26 protein-coding genes are annotated in these 23,200 nt (G+C 71.2%); 24 read left to right on the forward strand and 2 right to left on the reverse strand.

From position 1 onward, the window contains the following. Positions 1 to 146: 146 nt before the first annotated feature. Complete coding sequence (ffh, locus tag ACZ79I_RS28795; RefSeq protein ID WP_471500846.1) at positions 147 to 1,697, forward strand: signal recognition particle protein; 1,551 nt, start codon at positions 147 to 149, stop codon at positions 1,695 to 1,697. Between the two features lie 95 nt (positions 1,698 to 1,792). Here ffh and ACZ79I_RS28800 read toward each other — a convergent pair whose 3' ends face one another. After that, entirely contained in the window at positions 1,793 to 2,659 is an 867-nt protein-coding gene (locus ACZ79I_RS28800) for an SAM-dependent methyltransferase (protein WP_471500848.1), read from the reverse strand. Positions 2,660 to 2,882: 223 nt separating this feature from the next. Between ACZ79I_RS28800 and proS the strand changes: the two genes are divergently transcribed. The 18 genes from proS to ACZ79I_RS28890 all read left to right on the forward strand — a co-directional run bounded on the left by proS (position 2,883) and on the right by ACZ79I_RS28890 (position 17,545). Then, positions 2,883 to 4,298, forward strand: a complete 1,416-nt coding sequence (proS, locus tag ACZ79I_RS28805; protein ID WP_471500850.1) for a proline--tRNA ligase — start codon at positions 2,883 to 2,885, stop codon at positions 4,296 to 4,298. A gap of 239 nt (positions 4,299 to 4,537) precedes the next feature. Next, positions 4,538 to 5,140: a hypothetical protein gene (locus ACZ79I_RS28810; protein ID WP_471500852.1), complete on the forward strand. Its 603-nt coding sequence runs from the start codon at positions 4,538 to 4,540 to the stop codon at positions 5,138 to 5,140. A 303-nt stretch (positions 5,141 to 5,443) separates the two neighbouring features. Then, positions 5,444 to 5,863: a 30S ribosomal protein S16 gene (gene rpsP / locus ACZ79I_RS28815; RefSeq protein ID WP_471500854.1), complete on the forward strand. Its 420-nt coding sequence runs from the start codon at positions 5,444 to 5,446 to the stop codon at positions 5,861 to 5,863. A 2-nt stretch (positions 5,864 to 5,865) separates the two neighbouring features. After that, positions 5,866 to 6,105 (forward strand): RNA-binding protein, encoded by a 240-nt coding sequence (locus ACZ79I_RS28820; protein ID WP_381080427.1) that lies wholly within the window; start codon positions 5,866 to 5,868, stop codon positions 6,103 to 6,105. A gap of 110 nt (positions 6,106 to 6,215) precedes the next feature. After that, entirely contained in the window at positions 6,216 to 6,758 is a 543-nt protein-coding gene (rimM, locus tag ACZ79I_RS28825; RefSeq protein ID WP_471500856.1) for a ribosome maturation factor RimM, read from the forward strand. Next, entirely contained in the window at positions 6,758 to 7,591 is an 834-nt protein-coding gene (gene trmD, locus ACZ79I_RS28830) for a tRNA (guanosine(37)-N1)-methyltransferase TrmD (protein ID WP_471500858.1), read from the forward strand. The genes rimM and trmD overlap by 1 nt, the downstream gene beginning before the upstream one ends. A gap of 136 nt (positions 7,592 to 7,727) precedes the next feature. Further along, positions 7,728 to 8,078 (forward strand): 50S ribosomal protein L19, encoded by a 351-nt coding sequence (rplS, locus tag ACZ79I_RS28835; RefSeq protein ID WP_059252839.1) that lies wholly within the window; start codon positions 7,728 to 7,730, stop codon positions 8,076 to 8,078. 48 nt (positions 8,079 to 8,126) lie between these two features. After that, positions 8,127 to 8,843, forward strand: coding sequence for a signal peptidase I (gene lepB / locus ACZ79I_RS28840; RefSeq protein ID WP_471500861.1), 717 nt, complete (start codon positions 8,127 to 8,129; stop codon positions 8,841 to 8,843). Next, complete coding sequence (lepB, locus tag ACZ79I_RS28845) at positions 8,836 to 9,921, forward strand: signal peptidase I (RefSeq protein WP_471500863.1); 1,086 nt, start codon at positions 8,836 to 8,838, stop codon at positions 9,919 to 9,921. Before lepB (ACZ79I_RS28840) ends, lepB (ACZ79I_RS28845) begins: the two co-directional genes overlap by 8 nt. Beyond that, on the forward strand, positions 9,809 to 10,759 hold the full coding sequence (lepB, locus tag ACZ79I_RS28850) for a signal peptidase I (protein ID WP_471500865.1): 951 nt from the start codon (positions 9,809 to 9,811) through the stop codon (positions 10,757 to 10,759). The genes lepB (ACZ79I_RS28845) and lepB (ACZ79I_RS28850) overlap by 113 nt, the downstream gene beginning before the upstream one ends. Before the next feature lie 77 nt (positions 10,760 to 10,836). Continuing rightward, positions 10,837 to 11,589 carry a signal peptidase I gene (lepB, locus tag ACZ79I_RS28855; RefSeq protein ID WP_471500867.1) on the forward strand — a complete coding sequence of 251 codons (753 nt, stop codon included), beginning with the start codon at positions 10,837 to 10,839 and terminating at the stop codon, positions 11,587 to 11,589. Beyond that, positions 11,579 to 12,097: an NUDIX hydrolase gene (locus ACZ79I_RS28860; RefSeq protein ID WP_471500869.1), complete on the forward strand. Its 519-nt coding sequence runs from the start codon at positions 11,579 to 11,581 to the stop codon at positions 12,095 to 12,097. The genes lepB (ACZ79I_RS28855) and ACZ79I_RS28860 overlap by 11 nt, the downstream gene beginning before the upstream one ends. 56 nt (positions 12,098 to 12,153) lie before the next feature. Next, the gene (locus tag ACZ79I_RS28865; protein WP_008745401.1) at positions 12,154 to 12,462 is read left to right on the forward strand and encodes a DUF2469 domain-containing protein; all 309 of its coding nucleotides are present in this window, start codon (positions 12,154 to 12,156) and stop codon (positions 12,460 to 12,462) included. Positions 12,463 to 12,538: 76 nt separating this feature from the next. Then, positions 12,539 to 12,940, forward strand: coding sequence for a YraN family protein (locus tag ACZ79I_RS28870; RefSeq protein ID WP_471500871.1), 402 nt, complete (start codon positions 12,539 to 12,541; stop codon positions 12,938 to 12,940). Beyond that, positions 12,940 to 14,571 (forward strand): YifB family Mg chelatase-like AAA ATPase, encoded by a 1,632-nt coding sequence (locus ACZ79I_RS28875; protein ID WP_471500873.1) that lies wholly within the window; start codon positions 12,940 to 12,942, stop codon positions 14,569 to 14,571. Before ACZ79I_RS28870 ends, ACZ79I_RS28875 begins: the two co-directional genes overlap by 1 nt. Beyond that, positions 14,568 to 15,728 (forward strand): DNA-processing protein DprA, encoded by a 1,161-nt coding sequence (gene dprA / locus ACZ79I_RS28880; protein ID WP_471500875.1) that lies wholly within the window; start codon positions 14,568 to 14,570, stop codon positions 15,726 to 15,728. The genes ACZ79I_RS28875 and dprA overlap by 4 nt, the downstream gene beginning before the upstream one ends. Positions 15,729 to 15,998: 270 nt before the next feature. Continuing rightward, a complete protein-coding gene (gene whiG, locus ACZ79I_RS28885; protein WP_471500877.1) occupies positions 15,999 to 16,841 on the forward strand; it encodes an RNA polymerase sigma factor WhiG in 843 nt (280 codons plus the stop codon). 146 nt (positions 16,842 to 16,987) lie between these two features. Further along, a complete protein-coding gene (locus tag ACZ79I_RS28890; protein WP_471505299.1) occupies positions 16,988 to 17,545 on the forward strand; it encodes a TetR/AcrR family transcriptional regulator in 558 nt (185 codons plus the stop codon). Here ACZ79I_RS28890 and ACZ79I_RS28895 read toward each other — a convergent pair. Beyond that, complete coding sequence (locus tag ACZ79I_RS28895; RefSeq protein WP_471500879.1) at positions 17,499 to 18,209, reverse strand: murein hydrolase activator EnvC family protein; 711 nt, start codon at positions 18,207 to 18,209, stop codon at positions 17,499 to 17,501. The two genes, ACZ79I_RS28890 and ACZ79I_RS28895, sit on opposite strands and share 47 nt — an antisense overlap. A 271-nt stretch (positions 18,210 to 18,480) precedes the next feature. Between ACZ79I_RS28895 and rpsB the strand changes: the two genes are divergently transcribed. From rpsB to ACZ79I_RS28920, 5 genes are all read left to right on the forward strand, one after another. Beyond that, positions 18,481 to 19,383 carry a 30S ribosomal protein S2 gene (rpsB, locus tag ACZ79I_RS28900; RefSeq protein WP_471500880.1) on the forward strand — a complete coding sequence of 301 codons (903 nt, stop codon included), beginning with the start codon at positions 18,481 to 18,483 and terminating at the stop codon, positions 19,381 to 19,383. A gap of 170 nt (positions 19,384 to 19,553) precedes the next feature. Continuing rightward, positions 19,554 to 20,390, forward strand: coding sequence for a translation elongation factor Ts (gene tsf / locus ACZ79I_RS28905; protein ID WP_471500882.1), 837 nt, complete (start codon positions 19,554 to 19,556; stop codon positions 20,388 to 20,390). A gap of 192 nt (positions 20,391 to 20,582) precedes the next feature. Continuing rightward, on the forward strand, positions 20,583 to 21,341 hold the full coding sequence (gene pyrH, locus ACZ79I_RS28910) for a UMP kinase (protein WP_471500884.1): 759 nt from the start codon (positions 20,583 to 20,585) through the stop codon (positions 21,339 to 21,341). 176 nt (positions 21,342 to 21,517) lie between these two features. Beyond that, on the forward strand, positions 21,518 to 22,075 hold the full coding sequence (frr, locus tag ACZ79I_RS28915; RefSeq protein ID WP_014675285.1) for a ribosome recycling factor: 558 nt from the start codon (positions 21,518 to 21,520) through the stop codon (positions 22,073 to 22,075). Further along, the gene (locus tag ACZ79I_RS28920) at positions 22,075 to 23,199 is read left to right on the forward strand and encodes a phosphatidate cytidylyltransferase (protein ID WP_471500886.1); all 1,125 of its coding nucleotides are present in this window, start codon (positions 22,075 to 22,077) and stop codon (positions 23,197 to 23,199) included. Before frr ends, ACZ79I_RS28920 begins: the two co-directional genes overlap by 1 nt. Position 23,200 lies beyond the last annotated feature (1 nt).

A 23,200-nucleotide genomic window follows, 5' to 3' on the forward strand; every position in this document is an offset into this window, starting at 1 on the left:
CGGTGGGTCCACCCGGTGCGGTCCCCGCCGGCACGCTGTCGCGTTCCCGCCCGCCGGAAGACGGCGGGCGGGGACGATTCGCTTGCCGGGCCCGATACTCTGGAGGGCAGCCCAAGACGACTCCGACCCCGAGGACCGACGCCGCCGTGTTCGATACCCTCTCCGACCGACTTAGCCTGACTTTCAAGAACCTCCGCGGGAAGGGCCGGCTGAGCGAAGCGGACATCGACGCCACGGCGCGCGAGATCCGCATCGCGCTCCTCGAAGCCGATGTGGCCCTGCCCGTGGTCCGCTCCTTCATCAAGAACGTGAAGGAGAGGTGCCTCGGCACCGAAGTCTCGAAGGCTCTCAACCCCAGCCAGCAGGTCCTCAAGATCGTCAACGACGAGCTTGTCACCATCCTCGGCGGTGAGACCCGCCGTCTCCGCTTCGCCAAGCAGCCCCCGACCGTGATCATGCTCGCGGGTCTCCAGGGCGCCGGTAAGACCACCCTCGCGGGCAAGCTCGGAAAGTGGCTCAAGGAACAGGGCCACTCGCCGCTGCTGGTCGCCGCCGACCTCCAGCGCCCCAACGCGGTCAACCAGCTGAGCGTCGTCGCCGAGCGCGCCGGCGTGGCGGTCTACGCTCCGGAGCCGGGCAACGGCGTGGGCGACCCGGTCAAGGTCGCCAAGGACTCCATTGACTTCGCGCGGACCAAGGTCCACGACATCGTGATCGTGGACACCGCCGGCCGTCTGGGCATCGACCAGGAGATGATGCAGCAGGCCGCGGACATCCGGGACGCGATCGGCCCCGACGAGATCCTGTTCGTCGTCGACGCCATGATCGGTCAGGACGCCGTCAACACGGCGGAGGCGTTCCGCGACGGCGTCGGCTTCGACGGTGTGGTCCTCTCCAAGCTCGACGGTGACGCCCGCGGTGGCGCCGCCCTGTCGATCCGCCAGATCACGGGCAAGCCGATCATGTTCGCGTCGAACGGCGAGAAGCTCGACGACTTCGACGCCTTCCACCCGGACCGGATGGCCTCCCGCATCCTCGACATGGGTGACCTGCTCACCCTGATCGAGCAGGCGGAGAAGACCTTCAGCCAGGCCGAGGCCGAGAAGATGGCCTCCAAGCTGGCCTCCAAGAAGGGCCAGGACTTCACCCTCGATGACTTCCTGGCCCAGATGGAGCAGGTCAGGAAGATGGGCTCGATCTCCAAGCTGCTCGGCATGCTCCCGGGCATGGGGCAGATCAAGGACCAGATCAACAACCTCGACGAGCGGGACGTCGACCGCACGGCCGCGATCATCAAGTCGATGACCCCGACCGAACGCCAGGACCCGACGATCATCAACGGCTCACGCCGTGCCCGTATCGCCAAGGGGTCCGGCGTCGAGGTCAGCGCGGTCAAGAACCTGGTGGAGCGGTTCTTCGAGGCGCGCAAGATGATGTCCCGCATGGCCCAGGGCGGCGGCATGCCCGGCATGCCGGGGATCCCGGGCATGGGCGGCGGTCCCGGCCGCGCCAAGAAGCAGCCCAAGAAGTCCAAGGGCAAGCAGCGCTCCGGCAACCCGATGAAGCGCAAGCAGCAGGAGCAGGAGGCCGCCGCGCGCCGCGCCGCCGCGGCCCAGAGCGGGGGCGCCTTCGGGCTGCCCCAGCAGGCTGGGCAGGAGTTCGAGCTGCCGGACGAGTTCAAGAAGTTCATGGGCTGACGCCCACGACGGTCCGTCGGCCACGCGTGGGGCGCCTCTCTCCGCAGAGGCGCCCCACGCCTGCCTCCCCGCCCGCGACCGGACCGTCCGGCGGACTAGGGGACCCGCGCGATCAGGTACCGGAAGACATTGGGCATCCACACCGTTCCATCGGCCCGCCGGTGCGGGTGCAGCGCCTCCGTCAGTTCCTTGCCGACCTGCTCCCGGTCCGTCGCGGCGGTCGCCGCGTCGAACAGTCCCGTCGACAGCATCCCCCGCACCGCGCTGTCCATGTCCGCGTACCCGAAGGGGCAGGCGACCCGCCCCGACCCGTCCGGGCTGAGCCCGCAGCGCTGCGCTGCCTCCTCCAGGTCGTCGCGCCGGGCCGGACGCCAACCGCCCCGGCCGTGCTCGGGGTCGGCCAGCCGGCTGACGGCGCGGAGCACGGACGAGGCGCTGCACCGTTCCGGCGGACCCCATGCGGCGAGCACCACGGGCGCCCCGTGCTCGGCCAGAGGCGTGGCCTCGGCCAGCAGGGCCCGCAGACCCTCGTGGTCGCCGACCGCGCACCCGATCGGCTCGAAGGAGGTCAGCAGGGTGTAGGCCGGCTCCCCGGCGGCCGGTGCCGCGTCCCGGGGACCGCCGTGGACGATCCGGGCGCCGGCACGCGCGGGTGCCCGCGGCGCCGGCGCCGCGGGCAGCAGCCGCTCGCGGGCGAGGGCCAGCCGCTCGGGGGCGCCGCCATCGACTCCGGTGACCGCGGCACCGCGCAAGGCGGCCAGGAACAGGGCGAGTCCGGTACCGCAGCCGAGCCCGAGCAGCCGCGTCCCGGACCCCACCTCCAGCCGCTCGTAGACCGCCTCGTAGAGCGGTACGAGCATCCGCTCCTGGATCTCGGCCCAGTCACGCGCGCGTGCGCACCGGTCCGTGCCGGGAGCGGGTTCCGCAGGGGGGAGGCGGTGCCCCGCGAGCGTAGGTGTCATCGAAAGCGCCCCCATCCTCAAAGGCGTGCCGCCGTGTCCGATCCCATGGCCCCGTGACGTCCGCTCGCGCTCCCTCCCGTGACGCCCGTATGCCAGGAAACTGCGCGCCCGCCGTGGCGTCCAGGGGGTGCGGAGCACTCCATGTGAGCCGTCCGTGCGCCCCCTGCCACCCCGGGTGACAATTGGCGCACGCCGTGGGCAGGCGTCCCCGTACGATCGCGCCATGGCCAAGGCACCCGTTCTCACACCCCGGGCGGACGACTTCCCGCGCTGGTACCAGGACCTGATCAACAAGGCCGAACTGGCCGACAACGGGCCGGTGCGCGGCACCATGGTCATCCGACCGTACGGGTACGGGCTGTGGGAGCGGATGCAGCAGGAGATGGACGCCCGCATCAAGGAGGCGGGCGCCTCCAACGCGTACTTCCCGCTGTTCATCCCGCAGTCGTACCTGGCCAAGGAGGCCGAGCACGTCGAGGGCTTCGCCCCCGAGCTCGCGGTCGTCACCCACGGCGGCGGCAAGGCCCTGGAGGAGCCGGTCGTCGTCCGCCCCACCTCCGAGACGATCATCAACGAGTACTTCTCCAAGTGGGTGCAGAGCTACCGCGACCTGCCGCTGCTGATCAACCAGTGGGCGAACGTGGTGCGCTGGGAGATGCGCCCCCGCGTGTTCCTGCGGACCACCGAGTTCCTGTGGCAGGAGGGGCACACCGCCCACGCCACCTACGAGGAGGCCAGGGACTACGCCGCGTACATCCATCAGAAGGTGTACGCCGGCTTCATGGCCGACGTCCTCGGCATCGATGTCGTCCTCGGCCGCAAGACGGCGAGCGAGCGCTTCGCCGGTGCCGTCAACACCCTCACCCTGGAGGGGATGATGGGCGACGGCAAGGCGCTCCAGATGGGCACCAGCCATGAACTCGGCCAGAACTTCGCCAAGGCGTTCCACACGCAGTACCTGTCGAAGGACGGAAGACAGGAGTTCGTCTGGCAGACCTCCTGGGGCTCGTCCACGCGCATGGTGGGTGGCCTGATCATGTCCCACGGCGATGACAACGGGTTGCGGGTCCCGCCGCGGCTCGCGCCGGTCCAGGCCGTGGTCCTCGCGATCAAGGGCGACGAAGCGGTTCTGGCCACGGTCCGCGAACTCGGGGACCGGCTGACGGCGGCCGGGATCCGCGTCCACGTCGACGACCGCACCGACATCCCGTTCGGCCGCCGCGCGGTCGACTGGGAGCTCAAGGGCGTGCCCGTCCGCATCGAGATCGGCCCCCGTGACCTGGCAAGCGGCACGGCGATGCTGGCCCGCCGCATCCCGGGCGGCAAGGAGCCGGTGGCGCTGGAATCGCTCGACCGGCTGATTCCCGGGATCCTCGAGGAGGACCAGGCGCTGCTCCTGGCGCAGTCGCGTGAGCGCCGGGAGTCCCGTACGGCGGACGTGTCGACGATCGAGGAGGCCGTCGAGGCGGCCGGGTCCGGCGGCTGGGCGCGTATCCCGTGGGCCCTGCTGGGGGCGGACGGCGAGGCCGGACTGGCCGAGCACGGGGTGACCGTACGATGTCTGGTCGCCGAGGACGGGTCGGTCCCCGACGCCGATGACGCACCCGGTAACGTCGCTGTCGTGGCGCGCGCTTACTGAGGTACGAGGAGTGCGGCCGAAACGTCTCTTGCGTACCAGCGGAAGACAGGCGCCCGTGTGGGAGAGCCGGTGGGCGTACGCATCGCTACGCACCACCTTGGGACGAGCTGCACGGCTTCTCCACAGATCGGCGCACGCGCCCTCCTCGGGATGCATCAGGGGCAACTGACGGGTACGTGCAAATTATTTGGGATGGCCCGGAATAGGAACACACGGGCCCCCAGGCTCGTTGTCATTACGTGAGCACGACACCACCTGTTCTCGCCGCAGAGCTGGCGCAGGCGTGGGCCGACATTCAGCGGTACCACCCCGAGCTGCCGGATCTTGCCGCGCCCGAGTCCCTGATCGGAGAGTCGTCGTCCGCCTGCGGACACGAACTCTCCTTCGAGCGACTGCTCCATGAGGCAGTCCATGGCATCGCGGCCGCCCGAGGGGTGCGCGACACCTCCCGTGCCGGCCGCTATCACAACCGCAGATTCCTCGCGATCGCCGAGGAGCTGGGCCTGGACCATCCCGAGGAGCCGCATCCGAGCAGCGGCTTCTCCCTGGTCACGCTCAGCCCCGAGGCGAAGCGGCGCTATCGCCCGACGATGGAGCGGCTCCAGCGCGCGCTGAAGGCCCATTCGGCGGCGACCGCCGACGACACGGCCCGCACGTTCCGGGGCCCGGCCGCCCGTCACGGCTCCTCCGGCGGCGGCGTCCGCGTCAAGGCGGTCTGTGACTGCGGCCGCAACGTCCGCGTCGTCCCGTCGGTCCTGGCCCAGGCCCCGATTGTGTGCGGCGGATGCGGAAAGCCCTTCCGCATCCCCGAGCCGGAGCCCGTGGGGGCGGCGGCGGGCTGAGGAGCGGCTGTTCGTGGCAGCCGCACTCGGTCCGCCGCACCGCGGGCCGCAGGCACCCTGCGAGCGCCGGGCGGCGTGACCCACGCCCGGGGAGCCCGGCGCCGGGTGTCTCTCAGGCGTGCCCGCGTGCGCTCGCGGCTCAGGGCGACCCCCGGGGTATGGCACAATGGCTAGCTGTACTCGACAGCCGCACAGGACCCCTCTCTCCTCCGGCTGACGCGTCCATCGGGCACTCGGGTACCGCAACCCCACGCGGCCGCTCCGCCGTGCCCAACCACGTCAAATCCAGGAGAACCCACTCCCGTGGCAGTCAAGATCAAGCTGAAGCGTCTGGGCAAGATCCGTTCGCCTCACTACCGCATCGTCGTCGCCGACTCCCGCACGCGCCGTGACGGCCGGGCGATCGAGGAGATCGGCAAGTACCACCCGACGTACCACCCGTCGGTCATCGAGGTCGACGCCGAGCGCGTGGCGTACTGGCTCTCCGTCGGCGCCCAGCCGACCGAGCCGGTTCTCGCCATCCTGAAGAAGACCGGCGACTGGCAGAAGTTCAAGGGCGAGCCCGCCCCGGCGCCGCTGCTGCAGCCCGAGGCCAAGGGTGCGCGGCCGTCGTTCGAGGCCCTCGGCGGTGACGACGAGGGCAAGGGTGAGGCGATCACCCAGAAGAAGAAGGCTGAGAAGAAGGACGAGGCCGCAGCCGAGTCCTCCGCGTCCGAGGCCTGAGCATGCTCGAGGAGGCTCTCGAGCACCTCGTGAAGGGCATCGTCGACAACCCTGACGATGTGCAGGTGTCCTCGCGCACCCTGCGCCGCGGGCGTGTGCTCGAGGTCCGGGTGCACCCCGACGACCTCGGCAAGGTGATCGGCCGCAACGGCCGCACCGCACGCGCCCTGCGCACCGTCGTAGGTGCCATCGGCGGCCGCGGTGTCCGCGTCGACCTCGTCGACGTGGACCACGTCCGCTGAACGCAACGCAGCACCGGCTCGGGCCGGGGAGGGCCACTGGGCCGTCCCCGGCCCGTCGTCGTCACCGGGCCGCATGACGCAGGACCCGGCAGGACAGGAGAGCAAGCACAGTGCAGCTGGTAGTCGCACGGATCGGCCGCGCCCACGGCGTCAAGGGCGAGGTCACCGTCGAAGTACGCACCGACGAGCCGGAGCTGAGGCTCGCGCCCGGCGCGGTCCTGGCCACCGACCCGGCCTCGACCGGACCGCTGACCATCGAGACGGGCCGGGTGCACAGCGGCCGCCTCCTGCTGCGGTTCGAGGGGGTGGGCGACCGCAACGCCGCCGAGGCGCTGCGCAACACCCTGCTGATCGCCGAGGTCGACCCGGACGAACTGCCCGAGGGCGAGGACGAGTACTACGACCACCAGCTCATCGACCTGGACGTCGTCACCAAGGACGGCACCCAGGTCGGCCGGATCACCGAGATCTCCCACCTGCCCTCGCAGGACCTGTTCGTGGTGGAGCGCCCCGACGGCAGTGAGGTCCTCGTCCCGTTCGTCGAGGAGATCGTCACCGACGTCGATCTGCGGGAGCAGCGCGCGGTGATCGACCCGCCGCCCGGGCTGATCGACGACCGCGCCGAGATCGCCTCCTCCCGGGACGAGGCGTGATGCGGCTCGACGTCGTCACGATCTTCCCCGAGTACCTGGAACCGCTGAACGTCTCCCTGGTCGGCAAGGCACGCGCGCGTGGACGGCTGAACGTGCACGTGCACGATCTGCGCCGCTGGACGCACGACCGCCACCACACGGTCGACGACACCCCGTACGGCGGCGGCCCCGGCATGGTCATGAAGACGGAGCCCTGGGGCGAGGCACTGGACGACATCCTGGCCGACGGCTACGAGACCGGTTCCTCGGCGCCCGCCCTGGTCGTCCCCACGCCCAGCGGCCGCCCCTTCACCCAGAAGCTCGCCGTCGAACTGTCCGAGCGCCCCTGGCTGGTCTTCACACCCGCCCGCTACGAGGGCATCGACCGCCGCGTCATCGACGAGTACGCGACGCGGATACCCGTGTACGAGGTCTCCATCGGCGACTACGTCCTCGCCGGCGGAGAGGCGGCCGTCCTCGTCGTCACCGAGGCGGTGGCCCGGCTGCTGCCCGGGGTCCTCGGCAACGTCGAGTCCCACCGCGACGACTCCTTCGCGCCCGGCGCGATGGCGAACCTCCTGGAGGGGCCCGTCTACACCAAGCCGCCGGCCTGGCGCGGCCGGGACATCCCGGAGGTGCTCCTCAGCGGCCACCACGGCAGGATCGCCCGCTGGCGCCGGGACGAGGCCCTCAAGCGCACGACGGCCCACCGGCCCGACCTGATCGAGCGCTGCGAGCCCACGGCCTTCGACCGGAAGGACCGCGAAACGCTCTCCGTCCTCGGCTGGGCCCCCGACCCGGACGGCGAGCCGTACGGCCGATTTTGGCGCAGGACCACCGACGTGGAAGAATAGGCCGCTGTTGTCCGCGCTCCGGTGCACGCCCCTGCCACAGGGGGAGACGACGTCCACTCCGACGCGGCCGGCGAACTCTTACCGAAAAACTACGTACCGCCGATGACCTGTGGCATCGGTGAAGAAAGCAGACGACATGTCTCACCTGCTCGACTCCGTCGACGCCGCCTCGCTGCGCAGCGACATCCCGGCCTTCCGCCCGGGTGACACCGTCAACGTGCACGTCCGCGTCATCGAGGGCAACCGCTCCCGTGTGCAGCAGTTCAAGGGTGTGGTGATCCGCCGCCAGGGCTCCGGCGTGCGCGAGACCTTCACGGTCCGCAAGGTCTCCTTCTCCGTCGGCGTCGAGCGCACCTTCCCGGTGCACACCCCGATCGTGGAGAAGATCGAGCTCGTCACCAGGGGTGACGTGCGCCGCGCCAAGCTGTACTACCTGCGCGAGCTGCGCGGCAAGGCGGCGAAGATCAAGGAGAAGCGCGAGAGCTGAGTTCTCCCGCGCGGCGTCCACAGCCGGGCCGGATAGCATCTGCCCCCGATGGACACCGAAGCACAGCACGTGGAGCGCGACCGCTCCTCCGGCCCCGCTGGACCCGAGAAGACCTCGGAGGCGGCGGACCCGGAGGGACGGTCGCGCTTCGCGTTGGTGTCCCGGGCCGTCGACCGGCTGCCCGGCGGGCGCATCACCCTGACCGCGCTGGCCGGTCTGCTGTCCTTCCTCGCTCTGACCACCTTCGTGGTGCAGCCGTTCGACATCCCCAGCGGTTCGATGGAGCCCGGATTGAGGGTTGGGGACCGCCTGCTCGTAAATAAGTTGGCGTACCGTTTCGGATCGAAGCCGCGGCGGGGAGACACCATCGTGTTCGACGGCACGGGGTACTTCGGTGACGCGGACTACGTCAAGCGCGTGGTCGGTGTGGGCGGAGACCACGTGGTCTGCTGCGACAAGGAGGGGAAGCTCGAGGTGAACGGCCGGTCGGTCGACGAGTCGTCGTTCCTGTATCCCGGGGACAGCCCGTCCGACGCCCCCTTCGACGTCGTCGTGCCCGACGGCAGGCTCTTCGTGCTGGGCGACCACCGCGGGGCCTCCAGCGACTCCCGCGACCACCTGGGCTCACCGGGCGGTGGCATGATCCCCGTCGGTGCCGTGATCGGCAGGGCCGACTGGATCGCCTGGCCCTCCTCCCGCTGGGCGCGCCTCACCCGCCCCGGCGCCTACGCGCGCGTACCCCCCGCGGACGGTGTCCATGGGTAACCGCGGCAAACGGCGTGGCGACCCGGCCGACACCGCCCTGCAGAACCTCCTGCCCACCGGCTCGCGGCGTGCCACCGGCTCCGGCCCCACCGGGCGCAGCCGTGCCGAGCGGCGCAAGCTCCAGCGCAAGGTCAAGCGCAGGCGGAGGCGCTCCGCGGTCAAGGAGATACCGCTCCTCGTCGGCGTCGCCGTTCTCATAGCGCTGGTCCTGAAGACCTTCCTCGTACAGGCGTTCGTCATCCCGTCGGGCTCCATGGAGAACACCATCCAGATCGGCGACCGCGTCCTCGTCGACAAGCTGACCCCCTGGTTCGGCTCCAAGCCGCAGCGCGGTGACGTCGTCGTCTTCCGGGACCCCGGCAACTGGCTGGCGGGCGAGAAGACGACGAAGAACAACGACCCGGTCGTCGTCAAGCAGATCAAGGAAGGGCTCACCTGGATCGGTCTGCTGCCGTCCGACAACGACAAGGACCTCATCAAGCGGGTCGTCGCGGTCGGCGGCGACACCGTCAAGTGCTGCGACACGCAGGGCCGCGTCACCGTCAACGGCATCCCACTGAACGAGCCGTACATTCACCCGGGGAACAAACCTTCGGACTTCGCGTTCTCCGTGACCGTTCCGCCGGGCCGGCTGTGGGTCATGGGAGACCACCGGGCCAACTCGGCCGACTCGCGTTACCACCGCACAGAGAAGTTCAGCGGCACCGTCTCCGAGGGCTCGGTCGTCGGCCGCGCCATGGTCATCGCCTGGCCCTTGGGGCACTGGGCGCGCCTGAAGGAGCCTGACACTTACGCGTCGGTGCCGAGCGGGTCGACCACTGCACTCGGCCCGTCGCATAGGGTGGCCTCAGCGGATCGATACGGATTGGTCCCCCTCCCGAGCCCTGCGGAACTCCCGCTCGTTATGGGAGTGGTGAGCCTGCGTCGACTGGGGCGCCGGCGGCGGTACGGAGTGAGGAGTGGATGTGGGGGATTTGGCGGTCGGCGCACGATCCGGACACGATGGCCCCGAAGAGCCGGAGCGGCCCGACGAGACGGCTGCCCCGGCCGCGCGGGAACACGTCGGCGCCGGGAGTGACTCCCCCGACGACGGCACGCCGGAGAGCGGCGACCAGGGCGGCACGCCCAAGAAGCAGCGCTCCTTCTGGAAGGAACTGCCCCTCCTCGTCGGTATCGCGCTGGTGCTCGCGCTGCTGATCAAGACGTTCCTGGTCCAGGCGTTCTCCATCCCCTCCGACTCGATGCAGAACACCCTCCAGGTGGGTGACCGTGTCCTCGTCGACAAGCTGACCCCCTGGTTCGGCTCCCAGCCCTCGCGCGGCGAGGTCGTCGTCTTCCACGACCCGGACAACTGGCTGGCGGGCGAGCCCACCAGTAATCCCAACGCCCTCCAGACGGCGCTGAGCTGGATCGGCCTGATGCCGTCCGCCGAGGAGAAGGACCTGATCAAGCGGGTCATCGGCGTCGCCGGCGACACCATCGAGTGCAAGGGCACGGGCCCGCTGACGGTCAACGGCAGGGCGCTGAACGAGCCGTATGTCTACCCCGGCAACACGCCGTGCAGCGTGGACGAGCAGGGCGGCCAGTTCAAGGTCACCGTTCCCGCGGGCAAAATCTGGGTCATGGGCGACCACCGGCAGAACTCGCTGGACTCCCGCTACCACCAGCAGGACAGCAACCAGGGCTTCGTCCCCGTGGGCAACGTCGTGGGCCGCGCGATCGTCATCGCCTGGCCGCCCACCCGCTGGGACACGCTGCCGATCCCGGACACCTTCGACCAGGGCCTCGGCGCGATGGCCCCCGGGGCGCTCGGTGTGACCGGCGCGGTGCCGCTGGTGCTGTGGCGCAGGCGCCGCCTCACCGCGCCGCTCACCGCCGGAAACCCGAGGGTTTCTGGCAGCCGTACCGCCGGGTAGGGTGCCGTCCCAGATCGCCGATCTTCCGCGACCCGGCAGCGGGCCGCGGGGTCGATCCTCCGACCTGGGAGCACGGGATGAGCGGGACTGGTCGTACGCAAGAGGGCCGCGGACGGCTCGGCAGCGCGCTGTCGGGGCTCGCCGTGGCCCTCGGCTGTGTGCTCTTCCTCGGCGGGTTCGCCTGGGGCGCGGTCGTCTACAAGCCGTACACCGTGCCGACCGACTCGATGTCGCCCACCATCGTCGCCGGTGACCGGGTGCTGGCCCAGCGCGTCGACGGCGCCGACATCAAGCGCGGCGACGTCGTCGTCTTCCGGCAGAAGAGCTGGGGCAACCTGCCGATGGTCAAGCGGGTCGTCGCGGTCGGGGGCGACACCGTCGGGTGCTGCACCGACGGCAGGCTGACCGTGAACGGCAAGCAGATCAAGGAGTCGTACCTGGCCAAGGGGCAGGTCGCGGAGTCCAAGAAGATCCCCACGGTCACGGTTCCCGAGGGGCGCCTGTTCCTGCTCGGCGACGAGCGCAGCGGCTCCCTCGACTCCACCGCGCACCTCACGGAGGCGTTCAGCGGAACGGTGCCGCGCAGCGCGGTGGACGCCCGTGTGGATGCCGTGGTCTGGCCCATGAACGGCATGCTGGCCCGTCCGACCGGCTTCGAGACGCTGGGCCCGATCTCGTCGCCGGGCCCCCTTCGGCTGGTCGTCGGCGCGATCGTGGCGGGCGCGGTGCTGGTGATGGCGGGCGCGGCGTACGGCCCGGTCGCGAAGCGCGTGAGCCGCGGGCGCGGCGGGCGCAGCGGGGCGCGGATGGAGCCGGCCGGTGCCCGCTGACGTCCCGGCGCCCTCCGTCCCGGAGAGCGGGCTGCGCAGGGTGGCGCGGGTGGTGCTGCTCGACCCGCAGGACCGCATCCTGCTGCTGCACGGGCACGAGCCGGACGATCCGGCCGACGACTGGTGGTTCACGCCCGGTGGCGGTGTGGAGGGCGACGAGACACGCGCGCAGGCCGCGCTGCGGGAACTGGCCGAGGAGACCGGCATCACCGAGATCGAACTGGGCCCGGTGCTGTGGCAGCGCGTGTGCTCGTTTCCGTTCGCGGGACGCCGCTGGGACCAGGACGAGTGGTACTACCTGGCCCGAACGGCCCAGACGGCCACGGCCGCGCTGGGCCTGACCGACCTGGAAAAACGCAGTGTCGTCGGAGCACGGTGGTGGACGTGGCGGGAACTCGTGGAGGCGCATGAGACGGTGTACCCGACGAGACTCGCCGAGCTGCTGCGCACGCTGCTCGACGATGGTCCCCCGGCCAGGCCCGAGGTCCTCGACACCGAAATCGTCTAGAGGCTCACGGGACTGGCGCACAATGGTGGGATCGCACGGCTGAAGGGGAACATGCCATGAGCGCCGAGGACCTCGAGAAGTACGAGACCGAGATGGAGCTGAAGCTCTACCGGGAGTACCGCGATGTCGTCGGTCTGTTCAAATATGTGATCGAGACCGAACGGCGCTTCTACCTCACCAACGACTACGAGATGCAGGTGCACTCCGTCCAGGGCGAGGTGTTCTTCGAGGTGTCGATGGCCGACGCCTGGGTGTGGGACATGTACCGGCCCGCTCGTTTCGTGAAGCAGGTCCGGGTGCTCACGTTCAAGGACGTGAACATCGAGGAGCTGAACAAGACCGATCTGGAGCTGCCGGGCGGGTGAGGGTCACCGACCGGGTGACGGAGTTGTCCACAACCGCTGAGTTGTCCACCAAGATCTACTTCTTGGGGCAGGATGCGTGACGGTTGGCGCCGGAGGTGGTGCCGACATGACCACACACCTGGCACGCAGTGCACTCGGCAGGTACGGGGAGGAACTGGCCGCCCGGCGGCTGATCGGCGCGGGGATGACGCTCCTGGAGCGCAACTGGCGCTGCGGCAGAAGCGGCGAGATCGACATCGTGGCCAGGGACGGTGACGTCCTGGTCGTCTGTGAGGTGAAGACCCGCAGGCGCGGCTGCTTCGAGCACCCGATGGCCGCCGTCACCCCGGGCAAGGCCCGGCGGCTGCGCGATCTCGCCGAGCGCTGGATCCAGGCGCACGGCGGGGCGCCACCGGGCGGGGTGCGCATCGACGTGGTCGGGGTCGTCCTGCCCGAGCGCGGCGCCGCCGTGGTCGAGCATGTGCGGGGGGTGGCCTGATGGGCTTCGCGCGTACGTGCTCCGTGACCCTGGTCGGCGTCGAGGGCGTGGTGGTCGAGGTCCAGGCCGACCTCGAACCGGGCGTGGCGGCGTTCACCCTGGTCGGCCTGCCCGACAAGAGCCTGACGGAGAGCCGGGACCGAGTGCGGGCGGCGGTCGTCAACTCGGGCGGCGAATGGCCGCAGAAGAAGCTCACGGTCGGGCTCAGCCCGGCCTCCGTACCGAAGGCCGGCAGCGGGTTCGACCTCGCCGTGGCGTGCGCGGTGCTCGGCGCCTCGGAGCGGATCGACCCCCGGGTGCTCGCCGACATCGTGATGATCGGCGAGCTGGGCCTGGACGGCCGGGTGCGGCCCGTCCGGGGCATTCTGCCGGCGGTCCTGGCGGCGGCGGACGCGGGGTACGAGCAGGTGGTCGTGCCGGAGTGCGCCGCCGCCGAGGCATCGCTGGTGCCCGGCGTGTCCGTGCTGGGCGTCCGCAGCCTGCGCCAGCTGATCGCGGTCCTCGCGGACGAGCCCGTGCCCGAGGAGGCCCCGGACGAGCAGGGCCGCCCCGATCCGCTCCTGGCCGGCCTGCGCGTGCCCGGCACCGGCGCCGCCACGGGCATGCACTGCGCGGGCGCCGCACTGCACGACCACGACCACGGCCACGACCTCGCCGACGTCGTGGGCCAGATCCCGGCCCGTACGGCGGTGGAGGTGGCCGCGGCGGGCGGCCACCACCTCTTCCTGGAAGGGCCGCCCGGCGCGGGCAAGACGATGCTCGCGGAGCGGCTCCCCGCCATCCTGCCCCGGCTCGGCAGAACGGAATCGCTGGAGGTCACAGCGGTGCACTCGGTGGCGGGCCTGCTGCCCCCGGGCAAGCCCCTGATCGACGTCGCCCCCTACTGCGCCCCGCATCACTCCGCCACCATGCAGGCCCTCGTCGGCGGCGGCCCCGGTATCGCCCGGCCCGGCGCCGTGTCGCTGTCCCACCGGGGGGTGCTCTTCCTGGACGAGACGCCCGAGTTCAGCAGCCGGGCCCTCGACGCGCTGCGGCAGCCCCTGGAGGCCGGGCACGTCGTGATCGCCCGCAGCGCGGGCGTCGTGCGGTTCCCGGCGAGGTTCCTGATGGTGCTCGCGGCCAACCCCTGTCCCTGCGGGCGCTTCTCGCGGCGCGACACGGTGTGCGAGTGCCCGCCCGCGGCGATCCGCCGCTACCAGGCCCGGCTGTCCGGCCCGCTCCTGGACCGGGTCGACCTGCGCGTCGAGGTGGACCCGGTCACCCGCGCCGAACTCACCGGGAGCGGCGCCGGGGGCGAGTCCACCCGGACGGTCGCCGACCGGGTCCGAGCAGCCAGGGAGAGGGCGGCGGCACGCCTCGCGGGCACGCCGTGGCGGACCAACAGCGACGTGCCCGGACGGGAGCTGCGCAGCCGCTGGTGTGCCGCGAGCGGCGCCATGGACGAGGCCGAGCGCCATCTGGAGCGGGGCGTGCTGACGGCCCGGGGACTGGATCGCGTGCTGCGCGTGGCCTGGACCGTCGCGGATCTCGTGGGCCACGACCGGCCGGACGCGACGGATGTCGCCCGCGCGCTGCATCTGCGCACCGGGGTGCCGCGGGGCGTACCGATGGCCCTCGGGGCGCCGGCATGAGCGGGGACGGCGCCCCGGACGGCGCGCACCGCGCCCGCGCCCTCCTCACCCGGGTCATCGAGCCCGGGGACGAGGTGGCGGGACGCTGGCTGCGCGAGCACGGAGCCGAGGAGGTGGCGCTGCGGCTGCGGGAGGGTGGGCCGCGGCTGCCGGGGGTGTCGGACGAGCGGTGGGCGGGGCTGCGGGCGCGGGCCGTCCGGGCCGAGCCGGAGCGTGACCTGGCCGCGGCCCGGGAGGCGGGGGCGAGATTCGTGTGCCCCGGCGGCTCCGAGTGGCCAGCCCAGCTCGACGACCTCGGGGACGCCCGGCCCGTCGGGCTCTGGGTGCGCGGGCGGCCGAGCCTGCGCCTGTGGGCCCTGCGGTCGGTCGCGGTCGTGGGCGCACGGGCCTGCACCGAGTACGGCGCGCACGCGGCGGCGACCCTGGCGGCGGGGCTCGCGGAGCGCGGCTGGGTGGTCGTCTCCGGCGGTGCCTACGGCGTGGACGGGGCAGCCCACCGCGGCACCCTCGCGGCCGGCGGCGCCACCATCGCCGTGCTGGCCTGCGGGGTCGACCGGCCCTACCCGCGCGGGCACACCGAGTTGATCACCAGGATCGCGCACCAGGGGCTGGTCGTCGGCGAGCTGCCACCCGGCGATCACCCCACGCCCAGCCGGTTCATCCTCAGAAACCGCGTGATCGCGGCGCTCACCCGTGGCACCGTGGTCGTCGAGGCGGCCTACCGCAGCGGCGCCCTGGTCACGGCACGCGCGGCACAGCGGCTGGGCCGGCACACGATGGGTGTGCCCGGACCGGTCACCAGCGGACTCTCCGCCGGCGTCCACGAACTGCTGCGGGGGGAGGCCGTCCTGGTCTCCGACGCCGCGGAGGTCGCCGAACTGGTCGGGGAGATGGGTGAGCTGGCCCCGGACCGGCGCGGACCCGTCCTGCCACGCGATCTCCTCCACCCCGCCGCGGCCCGCGTGCTCGCCGCGCTGCCGGCCCGCGGCGCGGCCGCGGTGCGGGAGATCGCCCGCGGGGCCGGGACGAGCGACGACGACGCGGTCGGGAGACTGTACGAACTCCGATCACTTGGATTCGTCGAACGACACGACGATGGCTGGAAGTTGACACGCCAGGCGGTGAGCGCGGTCCGACAAGATCACGGCGGATGCTGACCCAGAGTGATCGGCCGTCCGGGCGATGCCCGACAGCCTTGGCAATTCCCGTAGTTGACCGCTTCGGCGGTCACGCAGGGCGACGACCCCGCTCTCCGCGGGAAGTCTGCCGTGCCCGTTCGCGCGGGGGTGATGCACTGTTCTTCGCACACTGCGACACCACAGTCACGCTACGCTCACGAGGATCCCGACTCAGACAGGCATCTCGACATCAGACCGACAGCTCACCCAGGTATCCCCAGTTCACAGCAGAACGGCACAAGGCGACGAATGCCCCAGCACACCTCCGGGTCCGACCGGGCGGCGCTCCCCCCAGCCGCCCGTGACGGCGGCAGCGTGCGCCCGCCCGCTCCCTCGACACTCGACGAGTTGTGGCGGTCGTACAAGGAGACGGGGGACGAGCGGTTGCGGGAGCAGCTGATCCTGCACTACTCACCCTTGGTGAAGTACGTGGCGGGTCGGGTGAGTGTGGGACTGCCGGCCAATGTGGAGCAGGCGGACTTCGTGTCGTCGGGCGTGTTCGGGCTGATCGACGCCATCGAGAAGTTCGACATCGACCGGGAGATCAAGTTCGAGACGTACGCGATCACCCGTATCCGCGGCGCGATGATCGACGAACTGCGGGCGCTGGACTGGATCCCGCGGTCGGTGCGGCAGAAGGCGCGCAGCGTGGAGCGGGCGTACGCGACCCTGGAGGCGCGGCTGCGGCGGACGCCGACCGAGGCGGAGGTGGCGCAGGAGATGGGGATCGGCGTGGAGGAGCTCCACGCCGTCTTCAGCCAGCTGTCGCTGGCGAACGTGGTGGCCCTGGAGGAGTTGCTGCACGTCGGGGGCGAGGGCGGCGACCGGCTGAGCCTGATGGACACCCTGGAGGACACCGCCGCGGACAACCCGGTCGAGGTGGCGGAGGACCGGGAGCTGCGACGGTTCCTGGCACGCGCCATCAACACGCTGCCCGAGCGGGAGAAGACCGTCGTCACGCTCTACTACTACGAGGGCCTCACGCTCGCCGAGATCGGCAATGTGCTCGGGGTGACCGAGAGCCGGGTGAGCCAGATCCACACGAAGTCGGTGCTGCAGCTGAGGGCCAAGCTGGCCGGCTTCGGCCGCTGACCCGGCCGCCGACCCGGTCGCCGGCACGGATGGGCCGGCGCGCCCCGGCGGGGGAGCCGCGACCGGCGCGCAGGGCGGGAACTGGCTCCCGCCGGCGGTGGTCCGTCCGTACAGTGGTGGACGTGCCAAGGATTCGAGCGGCCTCCGTGGCCGAGCACCGGTCGATGCAGCGAGCCGCCCTCCTGGATGCGGCACGGTCCCTGCTGTCCCAGGGCGGTACGGAGGCGCTGACGTTCCCGGCGCTCGCCGAGCGAACGGGCCTGGCGCGGTCCTCCGTCTATGAGTACTTCCGCTCCCGCGCGGCGGTCGTCGAGGAGCTGTGCGCCGTCGACTTCCCGGTCTGGGCGGCGGAGGTCGAGGCGGCGATGGCCGCGGTGGACGGGCCCGAGGCGAAGGTCGAGGCGTATGTGCGGCAGCAGTTGGCGCTCGTGGGGGACCGCAGGCACCGCGCCGTGGTGGCCATCTCCGCGCGCGAACTGGACGCGGGGGCGCGCGAGAAGATCCGGGCCGCGCACGGAGGGCTCGTCGCGATGATCGTCGGGGCGCTCGGCCAGATGGGGCACCGTGAACCCCGGCTGGCGGCGATGCTGCTCCAAGGCGTGGTCGACGCGGCGGTGCGGCGCATCGAGCTGGGGGCCGCGGAGGACCCGGCCGCCATCACCGAGGCGGCGGTGGCGATGGCCCTGCGGGGCGTCCGGGGCTGAGCGCTCCGCGGCCGGCGGCGCCCACGGCGGGGGCCCCGCGCGGACGCCACGCCACCGGCCCCCGGCCCGGCGGCAGCGGCACCCCGTCCACCCGCAGCAACCGCGACGGTCCGGCGCGCAGCAGCCACGGCGGCAGCAGGGACAGCGGGTCCAGATACGTCTCCCCGCTGCGCAGGCCCCAGTGCAGGCACGGTCCGCCGCAGTGGGCGCCCGCCGGCTCCAGCAGGCCCAGGACCTCGCCCGGCCCGACCTCCTCGCCCAGGCGCACCGAGGCGCGGACGGGCTCGTACGTCGTCCGCAGCGGTGGATCGCCCGTCCCCGCCAGGTCGACCGCGACCACGCCCCGCCCCGCCACCCGGCCCGCGAAGGCCACCCGGCCCGCGGCGACCGCCCGCACCGGGTCGCCGGGGGCCGCCGCCAGGTCCACGCCCCGGTGACCCGGGCCGTACGGGGTGGCCGGAGGCTCCCAGCCCCGTACGACCAGGGGGTGAACGCCCACCGGCCAGACGCGGGCGACGGCCGGCACCGCCCCGCGGGGTGCCGGCACGGCGGCCGGGGGCGGCGGTCGCCCCGCGAGCGCGCCGGCCCGGGCCACGGGAGCCGGCACGACCGGGAGGACCAGCAGCAGCGCGGGCCATGGCCACGCACATCGTTTCGCTCGCATGCGAGAACCGTCCCGCATATCGAGCGATCATGGCGGAATCTGTGGACAACTGCCGGGTTGTGGACAGCGGCGTCACCCGCCACCCCGCCGGTCCCGTACACTTCTTGTGGCGATCCGGGTCACCGGGTCGACTTCGCACGCCCCGGCACCAGGCCCTCACGAGGCCGGTGTCAGCGCTCCTCGGTCCTTTGCGGCACGGCGCACGCGGGCGTCAGGCGCGAGTGTCATCCGGCACTCGCGGCACAACCGAGAAAACTCAAGGAGAACGGCCATGGCCGTCGTCACGATGCGGGAGCTGCTGGAGAGCGGCGTCCACTTCGGTCACCAGACCCGTCGCTGGAACCCGAAGATGAAGCGCTTCATCTTCACCGAGCGCAACGGCATCTACATCATTGACCTGCTCCAGTCGCTGTCGTACATCGACCGCGCCTACGAGTTCGTCAAGGAGACCGTCGCCCACGGCGGTACGGTCATGTTCGTCGGCACGAAGAAGCAGGCGCAGGAGGCCATCGCCGAGCAGGCCACCCGCGTCGGCATGCCGTACGTCAACCAGCGCTGGCTGGGCGGCATGCTCACCAACTTCTCGACCGTGTACAAGCGTCTGCAGCGGCTGAAGGAACTCGAGCAGATCGACTTCGAGGACGTCGCGTCCTCCGGTCTGACCAAGAAGGAGCTCCTGGTCCTCTCCCGTGAGAAGGCCAAGCTGGAGAAGACCCTCGGCGGTATCCGCGAGATGCAGAAGGTGCCGAGCGCCGTCTGGATCGTGGACACCAAGAAGGAGCACATCGCGGTCGGCGAGGCCCGGAAGCTGAACATCCCGGTCGTCGCCATCCTCGACACCAACTGCGACCCCGACGAGGTCGACTACAAGATCCCGGGCAACGACGACGCGATCCGCTCCGTCACCCTGCTCACCCGTGTGATCGCGGACGCCGTCGCCGAGGGCCTCATCGCCCGCTCCGGCGTCGCCGCCGAGGGCAAGGGCGAGAAGGCCGCGGGCGAGCCGCTCGCCGAGTGGGAGCGCGACCTGCTCGAGGGCGAGAAGAAGGCTGCCGAGGCCGAGGCCGCGGCCCCGGCCGCCGAGGCCCCGGCTGCGGAGGCCCCGGCCGCCGAGGCTCCGGCCGCCGAGGCTCCGGCTGCGGAGGCCCCGGCCGCCGAGGGCGAGCAGGGCTGACCCTCGGGCCGTTCGGCTGACGTGGGGGCGGGTGGCACCGACGGCGCCACCCGCCGTTCACCCGCAGCCCCTAGATCTTCGTAGCCCGTAGATCTTTGGCGGCCGTCCGCTCACCTTGCGGCGGCCGCCGACTTCGAGACTTCGAACTCCGAGAAGAGATTCACAGAATCATGGCGAACTACACCGCCGCCGACGTCAAGAAGCTCCGTGAGCTCACCGGCGCCGGCATGATGGACTGCAAGAAGGCGCTGGACGAGGCCGAGGGCAACGTCGACAAGGCCGTCGAGGCGCTCCGGATCAAGGGCCAGAAGGGCGTCGCCAAGCGCGAGGGCCGCTCCGCCGAGAACGGCGCCGTGGTCTCCATCATCGCCGACGACAACTCCTCCGGCGTCCTCGTCGAGCTGAAGTGCGAGACCGACTTCGTCGCCAAGGGCGAGAAGTTCCAGGCCGCGGCCCAGGCCATCGCCGAGCACGTCGCCAGGACCTCCCCGGCCGACCTGGAGGCCCTGCTCGCCTCCGAGATCGAGCCCGGCAAGACCGTCCAGGCGTTCGTCGACGAGGCCAACGCCAACCTCGGCGAGAAGATCGTCCTGGACCGCTTCGCGCAGTTCGCGGACGGCTATGTGACGGCGTACATGCACCGCACCATGCCCGACCTGCCGCCGCAGATCGGTGTCCTGGTCGAGTTCGACAAGCCGAACGCCGAGGTCGCCAAGGGCGTCGCCCAGCACATCGCCGCCTTCGCGCCGAAGTACCTCTCCAAGGAGGACGTGCCGGCCGAGGTCGTGGAGGCCGAGCGCCGTATCGCCGAGGAGACGACCCGCGCCGAGGGCAAGCCCGAGGCCGCCCTCCCGAAGATCGTCGAGGGCCGGCTCAACGGCTTCTTCAAGGACGCCACGCTGCTCGGCCAGCCGTACGCGCTCGACAACAAGAAGTCCGTCCAGAAGGTCCTGGACGAGGCGGGTGTCACCCTGAAGCGCTTCACGCGCATCAAGGTCGGCATCTGAGTCCGTACCGCGATCGACGCGCGACCCCGATAGGGTCGACAGCAGTCGTCCGTGCTGTTCGCGCAGGCCGTCCCGCACACCGGTGCGGCGGGCGACAGCAGATATGACGAGGAGGCCATTGCCGCGCATGGGATGCGAACCACGCCCCACCGGCAATGGCCTTCTTCGTATGTGCACCACGAGGAGATCTCCATGACCACCAAGGCCCAGAAGAGCGACGACGGCAAAGTACACGGCCGGTTTCTGCTGAAGCTGTCCGGAGAGGCCTTCTCCGGTGGCGGGGGCCTGGGTGTCGACCCCGATGTGGTGCACGCCATCGCCCGTGAGATCGCGGCCGTGGTGCGCGACGGCGCCCAGATCGCGGTCGTCATCGGCGGTGGCAACTTCTTCCGTGGCGCCGAACTCCAGCAGCGTGGCATGGACCGGGCCCGCTCCGACTACATGGGCATGCTCGGCACGGTCATGAACTGCCTCGCCCTCCAGGACTTCCTGGAGAGGGAGGGCATCGACAGCCGGGTGCAGACCGCCATCACCATGGGCCAGGTCGCCGAGCCCTACATCCCGCTGCGGGCCGTGCGCCACATGGAGAAGGGCCGTGTGGTGATCTTCGGCGCCGGTATGGGAATGCCGTACTTCTCGACCGACACGACCGCCGCCCAGCGGGCGCTGGAGATCGACGCCGAGGCGCTGCTCATGGGCAAGAACGGCGTGGACGGGGTCTACGACTCCGATCCGAAGACCAACCCGGACGCGGTCAAGTTCGACTCCCTCGGCTACGGCGAGGTCATCACCCGTGACCTCAAGGTCGCCGATGCCACCGCGATCACCCTGTGCCGTGACAACAAGCTGCCGATCCTCGTCTTCGAACTGCTGACGGAAGGCAATATCGCCCGCGCCGTCAAGGGTGAGAAGATCGGCACACTCGTGGGTGACCAAGGAGGCCGGGACTGACCGGGGCCGACCTGCCCGGGGTGAACTCCGCGAGGGGTGAACTCCGTCCGGGCGACGGGCCCTGACCGGAGGATGGACAATGTCCTGCCGGTCCGGAACCGTGCAGGAAGAAGACGCGACGCAGCCGGCCGCCGCCCACGGATGCCGGGCCTACTCAAGACACGCAGGAGCAAGTGGTGATCGAAGAGACCCTCCTCGAGGCCGAGGAGAAGATGGAGAAGGCCGTCGTGGTCGCCAAGGAGGACTTCGCCGCGATCCGCACCGGTCGTGCGCACCCGGCGATGTTCAACAAGATCGTGGCCGACTACTACGGAGCACCGACCCCGATCAACCAGCTGGCCTCGTTCTCGGTACCGGAGCCGCGCATGGCCGTGGTGACGCCGTTCGACAAGAGCGCGCTGCGCAACATCGAGCAGGCGATCCGCGACTCGGATCTGGGCGTCAACCCGAGCAATGACGGCAACATCATCCGCGTGGTGTTCCCCGAGCTCACCGAAGAGCGCCGCCGTGAGTACATCAAGGTCGCCAAGGGCAAGGGCGAGGACGCCAAGGTCTCGATCCGCTCCGTCCGCCGCAAGGCCAAGGACGCCATCGACAAGCTGATCAAGGACGGCGAGGTCGGCGAGGACGAGGGCCGCCGTGCTGAGAAGGAACTCGACGACACCACCGCGAAGTACGTCGCCCAGGTGGACGAGCTCCTCAAGCACAAGGAAGCGGAGCTGCTCGAGGTCTGATGAACGATTCTTCCTGGGGGGCGCCGCCACAGGCCGGGTACTGGGCGCCCACCGACCAGGGGCCCGTGCCGGGCGCCGGCCCGGCGGGCCCCGCGTACGATGCGCATGACGCGCAGCGGACGCGCCCCATGCCCATCGTGCCCGACGTAGCCGCACACGGCGGAGACCAGGATGACGACCGGGGGGCCGCTCGGCTGAGCGGCCCCTTGTTCCGCGACGAGACGCCGCAGGCGCCGCACCCCCGGGCGGCGTCGCAGAATCCGGAGCCCATGCCCGACGCCCCCAAGCCGGCGCCCGCACCGCAGAAGAAGAGCGCGGGCCGTGACCTGGGCGCCGCCATAGGAGTCGGCGTCGGGCTCGGCGTCGTGATCGTCGTGTCGTTGTTCATCGTCAAGGCCGTGTTCGTCGGCGTGATAGCGGTCGCCGTCGTGGTGGGCCTGTGGGAGCTGACGAAGCGGCTGGAAGAGCGCAAGGACGTCAAGGCGCCGCTCGTGCCGCTGGTGGTCGGCGGCGCGGCGATGGTCGTCGCGGGCTATGTGCGGGGGGCCGAGGGCGCCTGGGCGGCGATGGCCCTCACCGCGCTCGCGGTCCTCGTCTGGCGCATGACGGAGCCGCCGGACGGCTATCTCAGGGATGTCACGGCGGGTGTCTTCGCGGCCTTCTACGTGCCGTTCCTGGCCACGTTCGTCGCCCTGCTGCTGACGGCGCAGGACGGGCCGCAGCGCGTCCTGACGTTCCTGCTGCTGACGGTCGTCAGCGACACGGGCGCGTACGCGGTCGGCTGGCGCTTCGGCACGCACAAGCTCGCGCCGCGCATCAGCCCCGGCAAGACCCGCGAGGGACTGATCGGGGCGGTCGCCTTCGCCATGGCGGCGGGGGCGCTGTGCATGCAGTTCCTGATCGACGGCGGCTCATGGTGGCAGGGGCTGGTCCTGGGCCTCGCGGTCGCGGCCAGCGCCACACTGGGCGACCTGGGCGAATCCATGATCAAGCGGGACCTGGGCATCAAGGACATGGGCACGCTGCTGCCGGGGCACGGCGGCATCATGGACCGGCTGGACTCGCTGCTGCCGACGGCGCCCGTGGTGTGGCTGCTGATGGTGCTCTTCGTCGGAACCGGCTGAC

This window comes from Streptomyces sp. PSU-S4-23 (genome assembly GCF_055632315.1).

Coding starts and splice junctions, on each gene's coding strand:
- ACZ79I_RS28800 (WP_471500848.1), bottom strand. CDS start 2,659: ATGACACCTACGCTCGCGGGGCACCGCCTCCCCCCTGCGGAACCCGCT.
- proS (WP_471500850.1), top strand. CDS start 2,883: ATGGCCAAGGCACCCGTTCTCACACCCCGGGCGGACGACTTCCCGCGC.
- ACZ79I_RS28820 (WP_381080427.1), top strand. CDS start 5,866: ATGCTCGAGGAGGCTCTCGAGCACCTCGTGAAGGGCATCGTCGACAAC.
- trmD (WP_471500858.1), top strand. CDS start 6,758: ATGCGGCTCGACGTCGTCACGATCTTCCCCGAGTACCTGGAACCGCTG.
- rplS (WP_059252839.1), top strand. CDS start 7,728: ATGTCTCACCTGCTCGACTCCGTCGACGCCGCCTCGCTGCGCAGCGAC.
- lepB (WP_471500861.1), top strand. CDS start 8,127: ATGGACACCGAAGCACAGCACGTGGAGCGCGACCGCTCCTCCGGCCCC.
- lepB (WP_471500863.1), top strand. CDS start 8,836: ATGGGTAACCGCGGCAAACGGCGTGGCGACCCGGCCGACACCGCCCTG.
- lepB (WP_471500867.1), top strand. CDS start 10,837: ATGAGCGGGACTGGTCGTACGCAAGAGGGCCGCGGACGGCTCGGCAGC.
- ACZ79I_RS28865 (WP_008745401.1), top strand. CDS start 12,154: ATGAGCGCCGAGGACCTCGAGAAGTACGAGACCGAGATGGAGCTGAAG.
- ACZ79I_RS28875 (WP_471500873.1), top strand. CDS start 12,940: ATGGGCTTCGCGCGTACGTGCTCCGTGACCCTGGTCGGCGTCGAGGGC.
- dprA (WP_471500875.1), top strand. CDS start 14,568: ATGAGCGGGGACGGCGCCCCGGACGGCGCGCACCGCGCCCGCGCCCTC.
- whiG (WP_471500877.1), top strand. CDS start 15,999: ATGCCCCAGCACACCTCCGGGTCCGACCGGGCGGCGCTCCCCCCAGCC.
- ACZ79I_RS28895 (WP_471500879.1), bottom strand. CDS start 18,209: ATGCGAGCGAAACGATGTGCGTGGCCATGGCCCGCGCTGCTGCTGGTC.
- rpsB (WP_471500880.1), top strand. CDS start 18,481: ATGGCCGTCGTCACGATGCGGGAGCTGCTGGAGAGCGGCGTCCACTTC.
- tsf (WP_471500882.1), top strand. CDS start 19,554: ATGGCGAACTACACCGCCGCCGACGTCAAGAAGCTCCGTGAGCTCACC.
- pyrH (WP_471500884.1), top strand. CDS start 20,583: ATGACCACCAAGGCCCAGAAGAGCGACGACGGCAAAGTACACGGCCGG.
- ACZ79I_RS28920 (WP_471500886.1), top strand. CDS start 22,075: ATGAACGATTCTTCCTGGGGGGCGCCGCCACAGGCCGGGTACTGGGCG.